The sequence below is a fragment of the Demequina salsinemoris genome (assembly GCF_000974805.1).
GTDB lineage: Bacteria > Actinomycetota > Actinomycetes > Actinomycetales > Demequinaceae > Demequina > Demequina salsinemoris.
Genome location: NZ_BBQZ01000001.1, coordinates 354,675 through 369,454, shown reverse-complemented (window position 1 = coordinate 369,454; position 14,780 = coordinate 354,675). Strand labels below are relative to the sequence as shown.

Here is a 14,780-nt window from a genome sequence, read left to right as displayed (position 1 = left end):
GTCGGTACCCTGGTCAAACCGTGGCGCGTGGCAAGGGGGCCACGGCACTCACGGACATCCTCAGCGTACCTCGCCAGCGTCGCGCCGATCCCTCGTCTGAGCGGCCCGGGCGGCCAGCGCATCGTCCGCGGGATAGTCCACATGCTCGAGCGTCAGACCGTGCGCGGGAGCCACCGCGATCGCCTGCGAGCGCTCGGGATGAGCCGCCACGTCGCCCAGCCAGGCGAGGCCCCGTCGCCCCTCCCCCACCGCGAGAACGGCGCCGACGAGGCCGCGCACCATCGAGTGGCAGAACGCGTCCGCGCGGACGGTCGCGACGACGAGGCCCGCATCGGGCCCGTCCTGCGTTCGCGCCCACGAGAACTCCAGCAGGTCCCGGATCGTGGTCGCGCCCTCCCTGGCCTTGCAGAAGGCCGCGAAGTCGCGCAGCCCGGTGAGCGTGGACGATGCGGCGTTCAGGGCGTCGACATCGAGCGGGCGCGCGTGGTGGACGACATGGGTGCGCCGGAGCGGATCGCGCGTCAGCGGATCGTCGCTCAGGCGGTAGGCGTAGCGGCGCTCGAGCGCGGAGAAGCGCGCGTCGAAGCCCGCGGGCGCGACGGATACCTCGCGGACGACGATGTCGTGCGGCAGGACCCCCGTGAGGCGCGCCCTGAGGGCGTCCTGCGGGGTTCTGTCCGACCGTCCGGGAAGGCGTTCCCACGCGTCGACGGGGATGTCCAAGTGGGCCACCTGGCCGCGCGAGTGCACTCCCGCGTCGGTCCGACCCGCGACGGTGAGCCGAAGCCTCTGCGCGGGCGCTCCGTCACCTCGGCGCACCACGCGTCCCAGAGCGGCTTCGAGCTCGTCCTCGACGGTGCGCAGCCCCGGCTGCGCGGCCCACCCGTGGAAGTCCGTGCCGTCGTAGGAGAAATCGAGACGGGCCCGCACGACGTCACTGCTGAGCAGCTCGGTCATGCGGGCCCGTCCCGGTGTTCGTGCGAGGCGCGAGGCGCCTCGCGCGGTGGCTTACTTCTCGTCGCCCTCGGCGGGAGCCTCGACGGCCTCCTCCGCGGTCTCCTCGACGACGGCCTCGGTCTCGACGGCCTCCTCGACGGGGGCCTCCTCGACCTTCGCCGCCTTCTTCGGAGCAGCCTTCTTGGTGGCCTTCTCGGCCTCCTTGGCGACGGCCTTCTTGGCGGGGGTGCCGAACTCGACGAGCTCGATCACGGCCATGGGGGCGTTGTCACCCTTGCGGTTGCCGACCTTGGTGATGCGGGTGTAGCCGCCCTCGCGCTCCGCGAAGCCCGGGCCGATCTCGGCGAACAGGGTGTGCACGACACCCTTGTCCGAGATGATGCCGAGCACGCGGCGGCGCGAGGCGAGGTCGCCACGCTTCGCGAACGTGATGAGACGCTCGGCGTAGGGACGCAGGCGCTTCGCCTTGGTGACGGTGGTGGTGATGCGACCGTTCTCGAAGAGGCTCTGGGCCAGGTTCGCCAGGATCTGGCGCTCGTGGGCCGGGCCGCCGCCGAGGCGGGCTCCCTTGGTGGGGGTAGGCATAGGGGTGTTTCCTTACTCGTCGTTGCCGGAGAAGTAGACGCCGGCGGCAGCGCCACCGTCGTACTCGATGCCGGAGTCCTTGAGGGAGAAGCCGAGCTCCTGCAGCTTCTCCTTGACCTCGGTGATCGACTTCTGGCCGAAGTTGCGAATGTCCATCAGGTCCGTCTCGCTGCGCGCCGTGAGCTCACCCACGGTGTGGATGCCCTCGCGCTTGAGGCAGTTGTACGAACGCTGCGTGAGGTTCAGCTCCTCGATGGGCTGGTTGTAGTCCTCCTCGAGCGCCTCGTCGGTGTCCGACGGGCCGATCTCGATGCCCTCGGCGTCCTCGTTCAGCGCCTTCGCGAGCGAGAACAGCTCGACCAGGGTCGAGCCCGCCGACGCGAGCGCGTCACGCGGGGAGATGGACGACTTGGTCTCGACGTCGATCACGAGCTCGTCGAAGTCGGTGCGCTGGGCGACGCGGGTCGCGTCGACCTTGTACGTCACCTTGAGGACCGGCGAGTAGATCGAGTCGACGGGGATCTGACCGATCTCCGCGTCGTAGACCTTGTTGAGCGAGGCGGGCACGTAGCCACGGCCGCGCTCAACGGTCAGCTCGACCTCGAACTTGGCCTTCGAGTTGAGCGTCGCGATGTGGAGGTCCGGGTTGTGGATCTCGACACCGGCCGGCGGGGCGATGTCAGCACCGGTGACGGCGCCAGCGCCCGACTTGCGCAGGTACATGACGACGGGCTCGTCGTGCTCCGAGGAGACGACCAGGTTCTTGAGGTTCAGGAGGATCTCGGTGACATCCTCCTTGACGCCCTCGATCGTCGTGAACTCGTGCAGGACGCCCTCGAAGCGGACCGACGTGATCGCGGCGCCCGGGATGGACGACAGGAGCGTGCGGCGCATGGAGTTGCCCAGCGTGTAGCCGAAGCCCGGCTCCAGCGGCTTGAGCGAGAACTGCGAACGGTTCTCCGAGATGACCTTCTCGGTGAGGGTGGGACGCTGTGCGATGAGCACGGTTGTTTCCTTTCCGAGCACCCGCTATTTGATGCTCGCAAACCTGAGGCCCGTCTGAGGCCTCAGGGTCAGCGTAGAGAGATGAAGGTGACGGCGCGCGGCGACCGCCGGGGCCCGAAGGACCCCGGCGGGAACGCTGCTAGCCGCGACGGCGCTTCGGGGGGCGGCAGCCGTTGTGCGCCTGCGGGGTGACGTCCTTGATGGAGGTCACCTCGAGGCCGGCGGCGGTCAGCGAGCGGACGGCCGTGTCACGACCGGAGCCCGGGCCCTTGACGAAGACGTCCACCTTGCTCATGCCGGCGTCCTGGGCGCGGCGCGCGGCGGCCTCGGCGGCCATCTGCGCGGCGTACGGCGTCGACTTGCGCGAGCCCTTGAAGCCGACCTGACCGGACGACGACCACGACACGACGGCACCCGAGGGGTCCGTGATCGAGATGATCGTGTTGTTGAAGGTCGACTTGATGTGCGCCTGACCGTGCGCGACGGTCTTCTTGATCTTCTTGCGCGGCTTACGTGCGGGAGCTGCCATGGCTTACTTCTTCTTTCCGGCGACGGTCTTCTTGCGGCCCTTGCGGGTACGCGCGTTGGTCTTGGTGCGCTGTCCGCGGACAGGCATGCCGCGACGGTGACGCAGACCCTGGTAGTTGCCGATCTCCACCTTGCGGCGGATGTCGGCCTGCACCTCGCGGCGCAGGTCGCCCTCGACGGTGAAGTTGGCCTCGATGTACTCACGGATCGCGACGAGGGTGGCCTCGTCGGCGTCCTTGACGCGAACGTCGCCGCTCACACCGGTGGCAGCGAGGATCTCGAGAGCGCGGGTGCGCCCGATTCCATAGATATAGGTGAGTGCGATCTCCATGCGCTTCTCGCGCGGGAGGTCGACTCCGACAATGCGTGCCATGTAACTGCTACTCCATCAGTAGTCGGAGGTCTGACGCTCGGGCTTCCCGCTGTGGTCTTGTGCGGGCCTCGGCCTCCGAGCCGAGGGTTCCGGTCTCCCGGTGCCTGAACGAGGTGTCTCTTCTTGTCTAGCCCTGACGCTGCTTGTGGCGCAGGTTCTCGCAGATGACCATCACGCGGCCACCCCGTCGGATCACCTTGCACTTGTCGCAGATCGGCTTGACGCTGGGCTTAACCTTCATGGTTCTTTCCTTCGCCGTCGGTCCCCACCGGGAATCGGCGGCGACGTTCACTTGTAGCGGTAGACGATCCGGCCGCGGGACAGGTCATAGGGGCTCAGCTCCACCACCACACGGTCCTCGGGGAGGATTCGGATGTAGTGCTGGCGCATCTTGCCTGAGATGTGGGCGAGGACGAGGTGACCGTTCGTCAGTTCCACACGGAACGACGCGTTCGGCAATGCCTCGACCACGGTGCCTTCGACCTCGATGACGCCGTCTTTCTTAGCCATGGACTCCGCTAACTTTGGTGGACAGGATTTCTTCGGGCACACAGAAATGGCCCGACGGACGAGTATAGTCCCGCGAGGCCGGGACCACAAGCCGGCAGATGTTACCGGAACTCGTTGCGAAGCCGCTGAACCGCCAGATCGGCGATTCGCGGGTCGCGGTGATCCGCAAGGAAGCGGACCGTCGACGCCGGCACGCGCACGTTGCGCAGGAGGGCGGCGAGGACGTCGGTCGAGTGGTCGCGGCTCAGGAAGATGACCACAGTTGCCGGAAGGTCGGGGCGCGCCGCGACCGCGGCGCGCACGGAGGCCTGGCGATGCGTCGCGAGCGCCATCAGCTGCTGGCCCGCGGTCGCGGGGTCCGCGGCCTTCGCGAGCTCGTCGCCGGTGTCCCTCGCGGGCTCCGCCGTGGCCTGCGCAGCGGGCGCGGGCGCGGCGGCGGTCGCCGCGATCGTGCGCGGTCGGATGATCTCGCCCCCGTGCAGCAGGACGGGCTCATCGAGCACGATCGCGCTCACGTCGATCGTCTCAGGCGCGGGGCGGGGATCGACAGCAGCAGGCTTCTCGGCCGCGGGCGCGACCGTCGCGCTCTCCTGCGGCGCGACCGACGGCTGCACGTCGGGCGGGGACGATGCGCCCGCGCTGTCGGGCTCGCGGTGCGGGACGGTCGGGGGCGTCACCGTCGCGGAGACCGCCGCGTAGGCCTCGAATCCCTCGGCGAACGAGGAGACGCCCTGATCGGCGGCGCCCGATGCGGCCCGCGCGGCGCGCTTCCGCGGCGCGGTGGGCTCTGGCCTGCCCTCGGGCTCGGGCTCGGAGGAGGGCTCGGCGGCTTGCGCACCGGTCTTGGCGTTGTCGACGGGAGCAAGCTCGGGCGCGGAGGAGACGGGCTCGGGCGTCAAGGCGGCAGGGTCGGGCTTCGAGGCTTCGGGCTCGACGCTCGCCGCCGGCTCGGGCGCATCGTGAGTCACGCCCGCCGTCGCCGCGGACGGGGCGCTGGCAAGCAACGGTGCCTCGACGGGCGTCGAGGGAGAAGCCGGTGCCGATACCTGGTGGGCGGCCGCGGCGGTGAGCGCGGAAGGCGCGCTCAGGGCGGAGGCGGTGGACGGTGTCGCATGCCTCGGCGAGGGAACATCGAGGGCGGGCATCGCGAGGTTCGGCTTCCTCGCGGCGGGAACCGAGGGCGGCGCCGGCATCGAGGCGTTCAGCGGGGCGGCCGCTTCGGAGATCGCGGCGCTTACGCTCGCTGACACCGTCGGGAGCTCGCTGGTGGGGGCGGAAGCGCTCGGCTGATGAGCTCTCGCGGCGCGCACTGCCGCGACGTCGAGAAGCGCGACGCCACGATCGGTACGTCCTCCGTCGGGCTGCCGCGAGAAGCCTCGGAACGGTTCTCTCGGCTGCGTCATGTCACGCTCCCCTTGCGCAGGTCTCCAGGTGCCGAGGCACAGCCCCGGTGCGAAACATGGTAACGAGACAGGACGCCCCGTGACCAGGTATGTGAACAATGCGACACGTTGCCCTCGATGCCACGATTCGCGCGGCCGATCGGGTCCGGGGCTCAGCTGTTGGTCGGGATGAAGTATGCCTGCAGGGTCTCGGGCTTCGAAGGGGCGGCGGATGGTCGGGGCGCGCGCGAGGGAACCTCAGGCCGAGGCGCGTAGAAACGCGACGCGGTCCGTTCCCTGCTGGGGCTCGACTCAGCGCTCGCAGGGCTCCACCGGTCGCGAAGCTCAAGAGGCACAGACACCTCCACCCGGGCGGTCTGGACCGTGGCTTCGCGAGGCGTCGACTGCCGCACAGCGAGTGCCTGGCGAGCGATCCTCCTGACCTCCGAGCGCCGATGCCCCTCGAGCCGGCGGAGGGTCTCCTCGTCCGTGAGCGGGTTCCGGGCGAGGGCCTTGAGGACCTCCTGATCGCGATCGGTCGCCAATGCGTCCGCGATCGCGGACGCCATGCGCGGGCTCGCGGCGACGGCCCTCCGGACCGTGCGGTCGCTGTCGAACGCGAGCGTCGCGAGCACACCCATCGGGCAGTCGGGCCTGAGCGCGATCGTCTCGCGGATGCGCGCGTCGCGATGAGCCGCGAACGTCAGGAGACGCGGGCGGTCGAGATCCGCGGCACCCGCCTCGAGCCATTCGTGGCTCGGTCCGGCCGGCCTCTCGGCGTGATCGAGCGCGACGCCGGTGCTTGCCACCAACGTGCGCGACCAGGCCCTCTCCTCCTGGGACATCGCCACCTGCTTCCCCTCAGCGCTCCCGTCGTCGGGGACGGGATCCTGTCGGCGACGCTAGTGATCGTGAGTGAACGTCAGGTGGCGAAGTCGTGGCGGTCCGTCCACATGTGACGGACATCACACGGCTGGTTACGAGGGCAGACCGAGCCGCTGGCGTGCGACGGCGCGGATCGCACCGCGACGGGTGTCGGCGAGCATCTGCAGGACGGACTCGCTCGCCGACTCGTTGTACACCAGCGCCTCGAGCACGTCGGCATCCTTGTCCTGCGCGAGCAGGACCATCGTCGCCATCGGGCAGTCGGGGCGGGACGCGACAGCGACCCGCACCGCATCGTTCTTGTGCATCGCGAGCGTCACGAGATCACCGGGCACCGTGCTCGGGTCGAGGGCGCGCGCGAGGTCCTCACGCTTGGAACGGGCGAACGAGATGGCCATGGTGGTGTCGAATCCTTCGTAGCGGCGGTGCTCCTCTCGCGGAGCACCGCTCTTGGTTGCGGTTTCAGCCGTGCGTCTCCGACGGCGTGGGATCGGACGCTGGCGGACCGGGGTCCTCCGTCACCGTCGCGAAGATCAAGGAGGGGCGTTCCTGCTTCGGAGCCGAAGCCGCCGTGACTGGGGCCGCGGTGCGGTCACGAGTCTCGCGTGCCGCAGCACGCACCTCGGGACGTCGATGCTCCTCGAGACGTGCGAGCAGCTCGTCGGAGGCGCGCGGGTTGCGCGCGACGGCGATCACGACCGCCCTCTGGCGGTCTCCCGCGAGGTGCTCGAGGATAGCCTCTGACACCGCGGGATTCGCGGCCAGCGCGAGCCGCACGTCGGTCGTCGAATCATGAGCGAGCGTCACGGTCACCGAGATCGGCAGATCCTGCCGTTCTGCGACCCGTTCCCGGACCACCGGGTTGCGCGACGACGCGAACGCGACGAGCTGCTCCCGGTCGAGATCCGTCTCCTGCGCCTGCGCGACCTCCGCGCTCGCGCCTGGCGCATAGTTGAAGCCCCTGGCCATGTGTTCCCCTCCCGCGCATGGCCGGCCTCTGTCGCAGCGCGGGGCGTGCGGCGGGGTCCGGCACGTAGTGCCCCACCGTACGGGCACACGCGACGAACGACAAGGGTGTGATTCGCATTCGCGGGAACGCGAAGGACTGTGGTGAGGGTCTCGTGCGTCGCGATGGTCGAGCGACGCCGAGGTCACGGGCGTACCGGGACGATCCCGTACGGCTCGAGGTCGGCTGCTCCCCCGTCGGTGGCGGTCAGCACCCAGATGCCATCGTCGTGAACTGCGATGGAGTGCTCCCAGTGAGCGGCGCGCGATCCGTCGGCCGACACGACGGTCCACTCGTCCGCGAGCACATCGCTGTCGGCGGTGCCGATCACGAACATGGGCTCGATCGCGACGCACATGCCGGGCCTCACCCTGGGATGACGCCCGCGCGTGCGGTAGTTCAGGACATCCGGCGCCTGATGCATAGCGGTTCCGATGCCGTGGCCGACGTAGCCGTCGATGGGGTGGAAGCCTGCGTCGATCGCGACGTCCTCGATAGCACCCGAGACCTCGTCGAGCCGCTTCGCGGTCGCGAGGGCCGCGATGCCAGCCCAGAGAGCCTCGCGCGTCCGAGCGATCAGCTCGGTGTCGCGCTCCCCTGCCGGCTGCCCCACGGAGAGGCTCACGGCGGAGTCACCGTGCCAGCCCTCGATGATCGCGCCACAGTCGATCGAGACGAGATCGCCCTCCTCGAGCACGCGATCGCCGGGGATGCCGTGCACCACCTCGTCATTCACGGACACGCAGCTCGACGCCGGGAAGCCGTAGTAGCCGAGGAAGTTGGATGTCGCGCCGCCCGCAGCGATGACTGCGGCGGCTGCGGCATCCACGTCTCGCGTGGTCGCACCCGCCACAGCTGCGGCTCTGGCAGCCGCCAGAGCAGCCTCCACCACCAGACCGGCTCGAGCCATGACGCGCATCTGCTCGCGAGTCTTGTACTCGATCTTGTCGGCCATACGAAGGGTCCGTGGAACGCCCGGCTCAGTGAGCCTCGACGGCTCCGACGATGCGCTCGGTGACCTCGGCGACCTCGCCGATGCCGTCGGCCTGCACGAGCAGGCCACGGCCGGCGTAGAAGGCGGTGAGCGGTGCGGTCGAGGTCGCGTAGACCTCGAGACGCTTGCGGATGACGGGCTCGGTGTCGTCCGCACGGCCCTCGATCTCGGCGCGCTTGAGCAGACGCTCGATGACGACCTCGGAGTCCGCGGTGATCTCGATCGCCGCGTTCAGCTCCACGCCCAGATCAGCCAGCATCGAGTCGAGCTCGACGGCCTGGTCGGGGTTGCGCGGGTAGCCGTCCAGCAGGAAGCCGTCCACCACGTCGTCCTGGGCGAGCCGGTCGCGGACCATCGCGTTCGTGATCTCGTCCGGGACGAGCGTGCCGGCGTTGGTGTACTCCTGCGCCTTGCGGCCCAGCTCTGTCTGACCCTTGATGTTGGCGCGGAAGATATCGCCGGTGGAGATGGTGGGGATGCCCCACCGCTCCGCCAGAAGGGCCGCCTGAGTGCCCTTGCCCGCACCGGGAGGTCCGAGGAGTACTGCTCGCATCACTTGAGGAACCCTTCGTAGTGTCGCTGCTCCAGCTGAGACTCGATGCGCTTGACGGTGTCGAGACCGACGCCGACGAGGATCAGCACCGAGGTGCCTCCCAGCGGGATCTGCTGGCTGAGCCCGAGGACCGCGAACATCACTGTCGGCACGAGCGCCACGATCGCCAGGTACAGGGAACCGGCGGCGGTGATGCGCGACAGGACGTAGTCGAGGAAGTCGGCGGTCGGCTTGCCCGGGCGAATGCCGGGGATGAAGCCGCCGTACTTCTTCATGTTGTCCGCGACCTCCTCGGGGTTGAACGTGATCGCCGTGTAGAAGTAGGCGAAGAACACGATCAGGAGGACGTACAGCGCGATATGCCACGGCGACGTCGCGTCACCGATGTTGTTCTGCATCCACACGATCCACTCGGCAGGGTTGTCCCCCGCGAACTGCGTGATGACCGTCGGCAGCGACAGCAGTGACGCCGCGAAGATGACCGGGATCACGCCCGCCATGTTGATCTTCAGCGGGATGTAGGTGGAAGAGCCGCCGAGCGTCCGACGACCGACCACGCGCTTCGCGTACTGGACGGGGATGCGGCGCTGCGACTGCTCGACGTACACGACTCCACCGATCACCGCGAGGGTCACGATGAGGAACACGAACAGGGTGCCCCAGCCCGCGGCGTACACGGTGCCCGCGACCGACGGGAAGCCCGCTGCGATCGAGGTGAAGATCAGGAGCGACATGCCGTTGCCGACGCCGCGCTCCGTGATGCGCTCGCCGAGCCACATGATGAACACGGTGCCCGCGGTCATCGTGACGATCATCATCGTGATCATGACCCACGAGTCGTCAGGGATGATGTCGTACGCACAGTTCGGGTAGAACTGGCCGGTGCGTGCCAGCGTGATGTAGGACGCGGACTGCAGCACGGCGAAGCCGATGGTGATGTAACGCGTGTACTGCGTGAGCTTCGCCTGCCCCTCCGCGCCTTCGCGGTACAGGGTCTCGAAGCGCGGGATCAGGACCCGCAGCAGCTGCACGATGATCGACGCGGTGATGTAGGGCATGATGCCCAGCGCGAAGATCGAAAGATTCTGGAGCGCGCCGCCCGTGAAGAGGTTGAGGATCGCGAACGCGCCCTCGGTCCCTCCGGTGTCCGCGATGCACTGCTGGACGTTGCCGTAGTCAACTCCGGGGGTCGGCACGGCGACGCCGAGTCGATAGACGGCGATCATGCCGAGGGTGAAGAGAAGCTTGTTACGCAGGTCTGGCGTGCGGAACGCGCTCAGGAAGCCGGACAGCATTTGTCCTCCGTGTCGTGACGTCAGATGCAGGGGGAAAGAGCAAGACGCGGGCCCGCTGCTCGAGGAGCGGGCCCGCGTCCGAGTTTAGCCCTGGGCGACCGAGCCGCCGGCCGCCTCGATCTTGGCCTTGGCGGACTCGGAGACCTTGTCCGCGTCGACCAGCGTCACCTTGACGGCGATGTCGCCGTTGCCCAGCACCTTGACGGGCTGGTTCTTGCGGACCGCACCCTTGGCGACGAGGTCAGCCTTGCTGACGTCGCCACCCTTCGGGAACAGCTCCGCGATCTGCGACACGTTCACGACCTGGTACGTGATCTTGAACGGGCTCTTGAAGCCACGCAGCTTCGGGATGCGCATGTGAAGCGGGGTCTGGCCGCCCTCGAACGCCTCGGGAACCTGGTAACGGGCACCCGTTCCCTTGGTTCCACGACCCGCGGTCTTGCCCTTGGACGCCTCACCACGACCCACACGGGTCTTCTTGGTGTGCGAGCCCTCGGCAGGACGCAGGTGGTGCATCTTCAGGGTCGAGACCTTCTCCACCTTGGCCTCAGCCTTGGGAGCCTCGGCCTTGGCCGCGGTCGCCTTCTTGGCGGCAGGCTTCTTGGCAGCCGTCGCCTTGGCGGTCGTGGACTTGGCCGTGGTCGCCTTCTCAGCGGCCGGCTTCTTGGCAGCAGGCTTCTTGGCGGGAGCCTTCTTGGGCTCCGTCGTCTCGTCAGCCATCACTCAACCTCCTCGACGGAGACCAGGTGGTCCACCGCCTTGACCATCCCACGGATCTCGGGACGGTCCTCCTTCACGACGATGTCGCCGATGCGCTTGAGACCGAGCGAACGCATGGTCTCACGGTGCTGCGGCTTGGTACCGATCGTGGACTTCTTCTGAACGACCTTGAGGCGTGCCATCAGTGCGCCACCCCCGCTGCCTGGGCGCGGAGCATCGCGGCCGGGGCCACGTCCTCCACGGACTTGCCGCGACGGGCCGCGACGGCCTCGGGGCGCTCGAGGCGCTTGAGGGCGTCGACGGTCGCGTGGACGATGTTGATGGCGTTCGACGAGCCGAGCGACTTGCTCAGCACGTCGTGGATGCCAGCGCACTCCAGGACGGCGCGCACCGGTCCACCGGCGATCACACCGGTACCCGGCGACGCGGGACGAAGGAACACGACGCCCGCGGCGGCCTCACCCTGCACGGCGTGCGGGATGGTGCCCTGGATGCGGGGCACGCGGAAGAAGTTGCGCTTGGCCTCCTCGACACCCTTCGAGATGGCGGCCGGCACCTCCTTCGCCTTGCCGTAGCCGATGCCGACGTTGCCCTCGCCGTCGCCCACGACGACGAGCGCCGTGAAGCTGAAGCGACGGCCGCCCTTGACGACCTTGGACACGCGGTTGATCGTGACGACGCGCTCGAGGAACTTGTTGTCCGGCTCGCTGTCGCGGCGGTTGCTGCGACGGCCGTTGTTGTTCTCAGCCATATCTCTTTCCTAACCGGTCCGGCCCTAGAGGGCCAGGCCGCCCTCTCGGGCGCCGTCGGCCACCGCTGCGACGCGGCCGTGGTACTTGTTGCCGCCACGGTCGAACACGACAGCCTCGATGCCGGCAGCCTTCGCGCGCTCGGCGACGAGCTCGCCGACCTTGGCAGCCTTGGCGGTCTTGTCGCCGTCGAGCTTGCGGACGTCGGCCTCCATCGTCGAGGCGGACGCGAGGGTCTTGCCGACGGTGTCGTCCACGACCTGCGCGAACATGTGACGCGACGAGCGGGTCACGACCAGACGCGGACGCGCCGTGGTGCCCGAGATCTTCTTGCGCAGGCGGAAGTGACGGCGCTTGCGCGCGATCGCCTTGCCCTTGCCCTGAACAGTGATACCCATGGCTTACTTACCCGTCTTTCCGGCCTTGCGACGGACCTGCTCGCCCGCGTAGCGGACACCCTTGCCCTTGTAGGGCTCCGGCTTGCGGATCTTGCGGATGTTCGCAGCGACCTCGCCGACCTGCTGCTTGCTGATGCCCGCGACCGAGAACTTCGTCGGGGACTCCACGGCGAACGTGATGCCCTCCGGGGGGTTCACGACGACGGGGTGCGAGAAGCCGAGCGCGAACTCGAGGTCCTGGCCCTTGAGCGCGACGCGGTAACCCGTGCCGACGATCTCGAGCTTCTTCTCGTAGCCCTCGGTGACGCCCTGCACCATGTTGGCGATGAGCGTGCGGGTGAGGCCGTGCAGCGACTTCGAGACACGCTCGTCGTCGGGGCGGCTGACCTCGATGCCGTCAGCGCCCTGCGCGACGGTGATGGGAGAGGCGACGTTCAGGTCGAGCGAGCCCTTAGGGCCCTTGACCGTGATCGCAGCGCCGTCAATGGTGACGTCCACTCCGGCGGGAACCGGAACGGGGTACTTGCCGATACGCGACATAGTTTCAGTTCTCCTTTCCGGTTACCAGACGTAGGCGACGACCTCGCCGCCGACGCCCTTCTTCTCAGCCTCGCGGTCGGTCAGGAGACCGGAGGAGGTGGACAGAATCGCGACGCCGAGCCCGCCGAGAACCTTCGGCAGGTTGGTGGACTTCGCGTACACGCGGAGGCCGGGCTTCGAGATGCGGCGGACGCCGGCGAGCGCACGCTCGCGGCCGTTGCCGTACTTGAGGGTCAGGGTCAGGGTCTTGCCGACCTCGGCGTCCTCGACGCTCGAGCCGGCGATGTAGCCCTCCGACTCGAGGATCGTGGCGATGTTCGCCTTGAGCTTCGAGTGCGGCATCGACACAGTGTCGTGGTACGCCGTGTTGGCGTTGCGCAGACGCGTCAGCATGTCTGCGATGGGGTCAGTCATCGTCATGAGTGAATCACTCTTCCTCGCCGTGGTTTCCGTCTACCGACGGACCTGCGACGTAGTAGTTACCAGCTGCTCTTGGTGATACCCGGCAGCTCGCCCGCGTGCGCCATCTCACGGAAGCACACACGGCACAGGCCGAACTTGCGGTACACCGAGTGCGGACGACCGCACTTCTGGCACCGGGTGTAGGCGCGGACGGCGAACTTCTGCTTGCCGGCCGCCTTGTTCTTCAGCGCGGTCTTCGCCATGCTTACTTCTCCTTGAACGGGAAGCCCAGCTGCTTCAGCAGCGAGCGGCCCTCGGCGTCGGTCGACGCGGTGGTCACCACAGTGATGTCCATGCCGCGCACGCGGTCGATCTTGTCCTGGTCGATCTCGTGGAACATCGACTGCTCGTTGAGACCGAAGGTGTAGTTGCCGTTGCCGTCGAACTGCTTCGGGCTCAGGCCACGGAAGTCGCGGATACGGGGAAGCGCGATCGAGAGCAGGCGGTCGAGGAACTCCCACATGCGGTCGCCGCGCAGCGTGACGTGCGCGCCGATCTCCTGGCCCTCACGCAGCTTGAACTGCGCGATGGACTTGCGGGCCTTGGTGACCTGCGGCTTCTGGCCGGTGATGGCCGTGAGGTCCGCGATCGCACCGGTGATGAGCTTCGAGTCCTTGGCGGCCTCGCCCACACCCATGTTGACCACGATCTTGGTCAGACCGGGAACCTGGTTGATGTTCTCGTAGCCGAACTCCTCGCGGAGGGCCGCGATGATGTCACCGCGGTACTTCTCCTTGAGACGCGGCAGCGTGCTGGTGGTCTCGGCCATCAGACGTCCTTCCCCGAACGCTTGGCGACGCGCACGCGAACCTCGCGCTTGACGCCGTCACGCTCGACCTCTTCGGTGCGGTAGCCCACGCGCGTGCCCTGCTTGGTCTCCGGGTCCACGAGCATCACGTTGGAGATGTGGATCGGAGCCTCGACGGTCACGAGGCCGCCCTGCTGGTTGTCGCGGCGGGTGCCCGGCTTGATGTGCTTGGTGACACGCTGGACGCCCTCGACGACCACGCGGTCGGTCTCGGTGTGGACCTCGAGCACGCGGCCCTGCTGGCCACGGTCGCGTCCGGCGATGACGACCACGAGGTCGCCCTTCTTGATCTTCGCCATCAGATGACCTCCGGTGCCAGCGAGATGATCTTCATGAACTTCTTGTCACGCAGCTCGCGGCCCACCGGGCCGAAGATGCGGGTACCACGCGGGTCGGTGCTGTCCGAGCCCTTGAGGATGACCGCTGCGTTCTCGTCGAACTTGATGTAGGAACCGTCGGGACGACGGCGCTCCTTGGCGGTGCGAACGACGACCGCCTTGACGACGTCGCCCTTCTTGACGTTGCCGCCGGGGATCGCGTCCTTGACGGTGGCGACGATGACGTCGCCAATGCCGGCGTAGCGACGCTGGGAGCCACCGAGCACGCGGATGCAGAGGACTTCCTTCGCACCCGTGTTGTCGGCGACGCGCAGTCGCGACTCCTGCTGAATCATGTCTGTCTCCTGTCGTCTGGTTCTCGCGGCGATTCAGGCCACGAGCCTGGTCGAACCTTCGTTACTTGGCCTTCTCGACGATCTCGACCAGGCGCCACCGCTTGGAAGCGGAAAGCGGACGGGTCTCCATCACGACGACGAGGTCGCCGACACCGGCGGTGTTGGCCTCGTCGTGGGCCTTGATCTTGCTGCTGCGACGCATCACCTTGCCGTAGAGGGGGTGCTTGACGCGGTCCTCCACCTCGACGGTGATCGTCTTGTTCATCTTGTCCGACACCACGTATCCGCGGCGCGTCTTGCGGTCGGCGCGCTCAGCGGCGGTGGCCGTCGTCTCGTTGTCGCTAGACATGGTCTCCT

26 protein-coding genes are annotated in these 14,780 nt (G+C 68.0%); 1 reads left to right on the top strand and 25 read right to left on the bottom strand.

The genetic code is table 11. The features are described 5' to 3' along the window. Window positions 1-60: 60 nt before the first annotated feature. The 8 genes from truA to AOP78_RS01705 all read right to left on the bottom strand — a co-directional run bounded on the left by truA (window position 61) and on the right by AOP78_RS01705 (window position 4,926). On the bottom strand, window positions 61-957 hold the full coding sequence (truA, locus tag AOP78_RS01740) for a tRNA pseudouridine(38-40) synthase TruA (RefSeq protein ID WP_062200780.1): 897 nt from the start codon (window positions 955-957) through the stop codon (window positions 61-63). Between the two features lie 51 nt (window positions 958-1,008). After that, window positions 1,009-1,542, bottom strand: a complete 534-nt coding sequence (gene rplQ / locus AOP78_RS01735; protein ID WP_062200779.1) for a 50S ribosomal protein L17 — start codon at window positions 1,540-1,542, stop codon at window positions 1,009-1,011. Between the two features lie 12 nt (window positions 1,543-1,554). Next, complete coding sequence (locus AOP78_RS01730) at window positions 1,555-2,547, bottom strand: DNA-directed RNA polymerase subunit alpha (protein ID WP_062200778.1); 993 nt, start codon at window positions 2,545-2,547, stop codon at window positions 1,555-1,557. 139 nt (window positions 2,548-2,686) lie between these two features. Next, a complete protein-coding gene (gene rpsK, locus AOP78_RS01725; RefSeq protein WP_062200777.1) occupies window positions 2,687-3,076 on the bottom strand; it encodes a 30S ribosomal protein S11 in 390 nt (129 codons plus the stop codon). 3 nt (window positions 3,077-3,079) lie between these two features. Beyond that, on the bottom strand, window positions 3,080-3,448 hold the full coding sequence (gene rpsM, locus AOP78_RS01720) for a 30S ribosomal protein S13 (RefSeq protein ID WP_062200776.1): 369 nt from the start codon (window positions 3,446-3,448) through the stop codon (window positions 3,080-3,082). A gap of 127 nt (window positions 3,449-3,575) precedes the next feature. Next, window positions 3,576-3,689 carry a 50S ribosomal protein L36 gene (rpmJ, locus tag AOP78_RS01715; RefSeq protein ID WP_062200775.1) on the bottom strand — a complete coding sequence of 38 codons (114 nt, stop codon included), beginning with the start codon at window positions 3,687-3,689 and terminating at the stop codon, window positions 3,576-3,578. Between the two features lie 47 nt (window positions 3,690-3,736). Next, a complete protein-coding gene (gene infA, locus AOP78_RS01710; protein ID WP_061960952.1) occupies window positions 3,737-3,958 on the bottom strand; it encodes a translation initiation factor IF-1 in 222 nt (73 codons plus the stop codon). A 101-nt stretch (window positions 3,959-4,059) separates the two neighbouring features. Further along, window positions 4,060-4,926: a hypothetical protein gene (locus tag AOP78_RS01705; RefSeq protein ID WP_152659357.1), complete on the bottom strand. Its 867-nt coding sequence runs from the start codon at window positions 4,924-4,926 to the stop codon at window positions 4,060-4,062. A 97-nt stretch (window positions 4,927-5,023) separates the two neighbouring features. Between AOP78_RS01705 and AOP78_RS01700 the strand changes: the two genes are divergently transcribed. Then, on the top strand, window positions 5,024-5,248 hold the full coding sequence (locus AOP78_RS01700; protein ID WP_152659356.1) for a hypothetical protein: 225 nt from the start codon (window positions 5,024-5,026) through the stop codon (window positions 5,246-5,248). Window positions 5,249-5,513: 265 nt separating this feature from the next. On the opposite strand, the gene AOP78_RS01695 is transcribed toward AOP78_RS01700, so the two are convergent. From AOP78_RS01695 to rpsQ, 17 genes are all read right to left on the bottom strand, one after another. After that, the gene (locus AOP78_RS01695) at window positions 5,514-6,191 is read right to left on the bottom strand and encodes a hypothetical protein (protein WP_062200772.1); all 678 of its coding nucleotides are present in this window, start codon (window positions 6,189-6,191) and stop codon (window positions 5,514-5,516) included. A 126-nt stretch (window positions 6,192-6,317) separates the two neighbouring features. After that, window positions 6,318-6,623, bottom strand: coding sequence for a hypothetical protein (locus tag AOP78_RS01690; protein WP_062200771.1), 306 nt, complete (start codon window positions 6,621-6,623; stop codon window positions 6,318-6,320). A gap of 64 nt (window positions 6,624-6,687) precedes the next feature. Then, complete coding sequence (locus tag AOP78_RS01685; protein ID WP_062200770.1) at window positions 6,688-7,194, bottom strand: variant leucine-rich repeat-containing protein; 507 nt, start codon at window positions 7,192-7,194, stop codon at window positions 6,688-6,690. 182 nt (window positions 7,195-7,376) lie between these two features. Continuing rightward, a complete protein-coding gene (gene map, locus AOP78_RS01680; RefSeq protein WP_062200769.1) occupies window positions 7,377-8,186 on the bottom strand; it encodes a type I methionyl aminopeptidase in 810 nt (269 codons plus the stop codon). 25 nt (window positions 8,187-8,211) lie between these two features. Continuing rightward, window positions 8,212-8,778 (bottom strand): adenylate kinase, encoded by a 567-nt coding sequence (locus AOP78_RS01675; protein ID WP_062200768.1) that lies wholly within the window; start codon window positions 8,776-8,778, stop codon window positions 8,212-8,214. Further along, a complete protein-coding gene (gene secY, locus AOP78_RS01670; protein WP_062200767.1) occupies window positions 8,778-10,073 on the bottom strand; it encodes a preprotein translocase subunit SecY in 1,296 nt (431 codons plus the stop codon). Before secY ends, AOP78_RS01675 begins: the two co-directional genes overlap by 1 nt. 84 nt (window positions 10,074-10,157) lie before the next feature. Further along, complete coding sequence (gene rplO, locus AOP78_RS01665) at window positions 10,158-10,793, bottom strand: 50S ribosomal protein L15 (RefSeq protein ID WP_083979681.1); 636 nt, start codon at window positions 10,791-10,793, stop codon at window positions 10,158-10,160. Continuing rightward, window positions 10,793-10,975: a 50S ribosomal protein L30 gene (gene rpmD / locus AOP78_RS01660; protein WP_062200766.1), complete on the bottom strand. Its 183-nt coding sequence runs from the start codon at window positions 10,973-10,975 to the stop codon at window positions 10,793-10,795. The genes rplO and rpmD overlap by 1 nt, the downstream gene beginning before the upstream one ends. Continuing rightward, window positions 10,975-11,544 carry a 30S ribosomal protein S5 gene (rpsE, locus tag AOP78_RS01655; protein WP_062200765.1) on the bottom strand — a complete coding sequence of 190 codons (570 nt, stop codon included), beginning with the start codon at window positions 11,542-11,544 and terminating at the stop codon, window positions 10,975-10,977. Before rpsE ends, rpmD begins: the two co-directional genes overlap by 1 nt. A 24-nt stretch (window positions 11,545-11,568) precedes the next feature. After that, window positions 11,569-11,940, bottom strand: a complete 372-nt coding sequence (gene rplR / locus AOP78_RS01650) for a 50S ribosomal protein L18 (protein ID WP_062200764.1) — start codon at window positions 11,938-11,940, stop codon at window positions 11,569-11,571. Window positions 11,941-11,943: 3 nt separating this feature from the next. Further along, window positions 11,944-12,480, bottom strand: a complete 537-nt coding sequence (rplF, locus tag AOP78_RS01645; RefSeq protein ID WP_062200763.1) for a 50S ribosomal protein L6 — start codon at window positions 12,478-12,480, stop codon at window positions 11,944-11,946. Window positions 12,481-12,501: 21 nt separating this feature from the next. Continuing rightward, window positions 12,502-12,900: a 30S ribosomal protein S8 gene (gene rpsH, locus AOP78_RS01640; RefSeq protein WP_062200762.1), complete on the bottom strand. Its 399-nt coding sequence runs from the start codon at window positions 12,898-12,900 to the stop codon at window positions 12,502-12,504. 59 nt (window positions 12,901-12,959) lie between these two features. After that, window positions 12,960-13,145 (bottom strand): type Z 30S ribosomal protein S14, encoded by a 186-nt coding sequence (locus tag AOP78_RS01635; protein WP_062069937.1) that lies wholly within the window; start codon window positions 13,143-13,145, stop codon window positions 12,960-12,962. A 2-nt stretch (window positions 13,146-13,147) separates the two neighbouring features. Then, window positions 13,148-13,711, bottom strand: coding sequence for a 50S ribosomal protein L5 (rplE, locus tag AOP78_RS01630; protein WP_062200761.1), 564 nt, complete (start codon window positions 13,709-13,711; stop codon window positions 13,148-13,150). After that, window positions 13,711-14,049 carry a 50S ribosomal protein L24 gene (gene rplX, locus AOP78_RS01625; RefSeq protein ID WP_062200760.1) on the bottom strand — a complete coding sequence of 113 codons (339 nt, stop codon included), beginning with the start codon at window positions 14,047-14,049 and terminating at the stop codon, window positions 13,711-13,713. Before rplX ends, rplE begins: the two co-directional genes overlap by 1 nt. Next, on the bottom strand, window positions 14,049-14,423 hold the full coding sequence (gene rplN / locus AOP78_RS01620; RefSeq protein WP_062200759.1) for a 50S ribosomal protein L14: 375 nt from the start codon (window positions 14,421-14,423) through the stop codon (window positions 14,049-14,051). The genes rplX and rplN overlap by 1 nt, the downstream gene beginning before the upstream one ends. A gap of 61 nt (window positions 14,424-14,484) precedes the next feature. Continuing rightward, window positions 14,485-14,772, bottom strand: coding sequence for a 30S ribosomal protein S17 (gene rpsQ, locus AOP78_RS01615; RefSeq protein WP_062200758.1), 288 nt, complete (start codon window positions 14,770-14,772; stop codon window positions 14,485-14,487). Window positions 14,773-14,780: the final 8 nt, after the last annotated feature.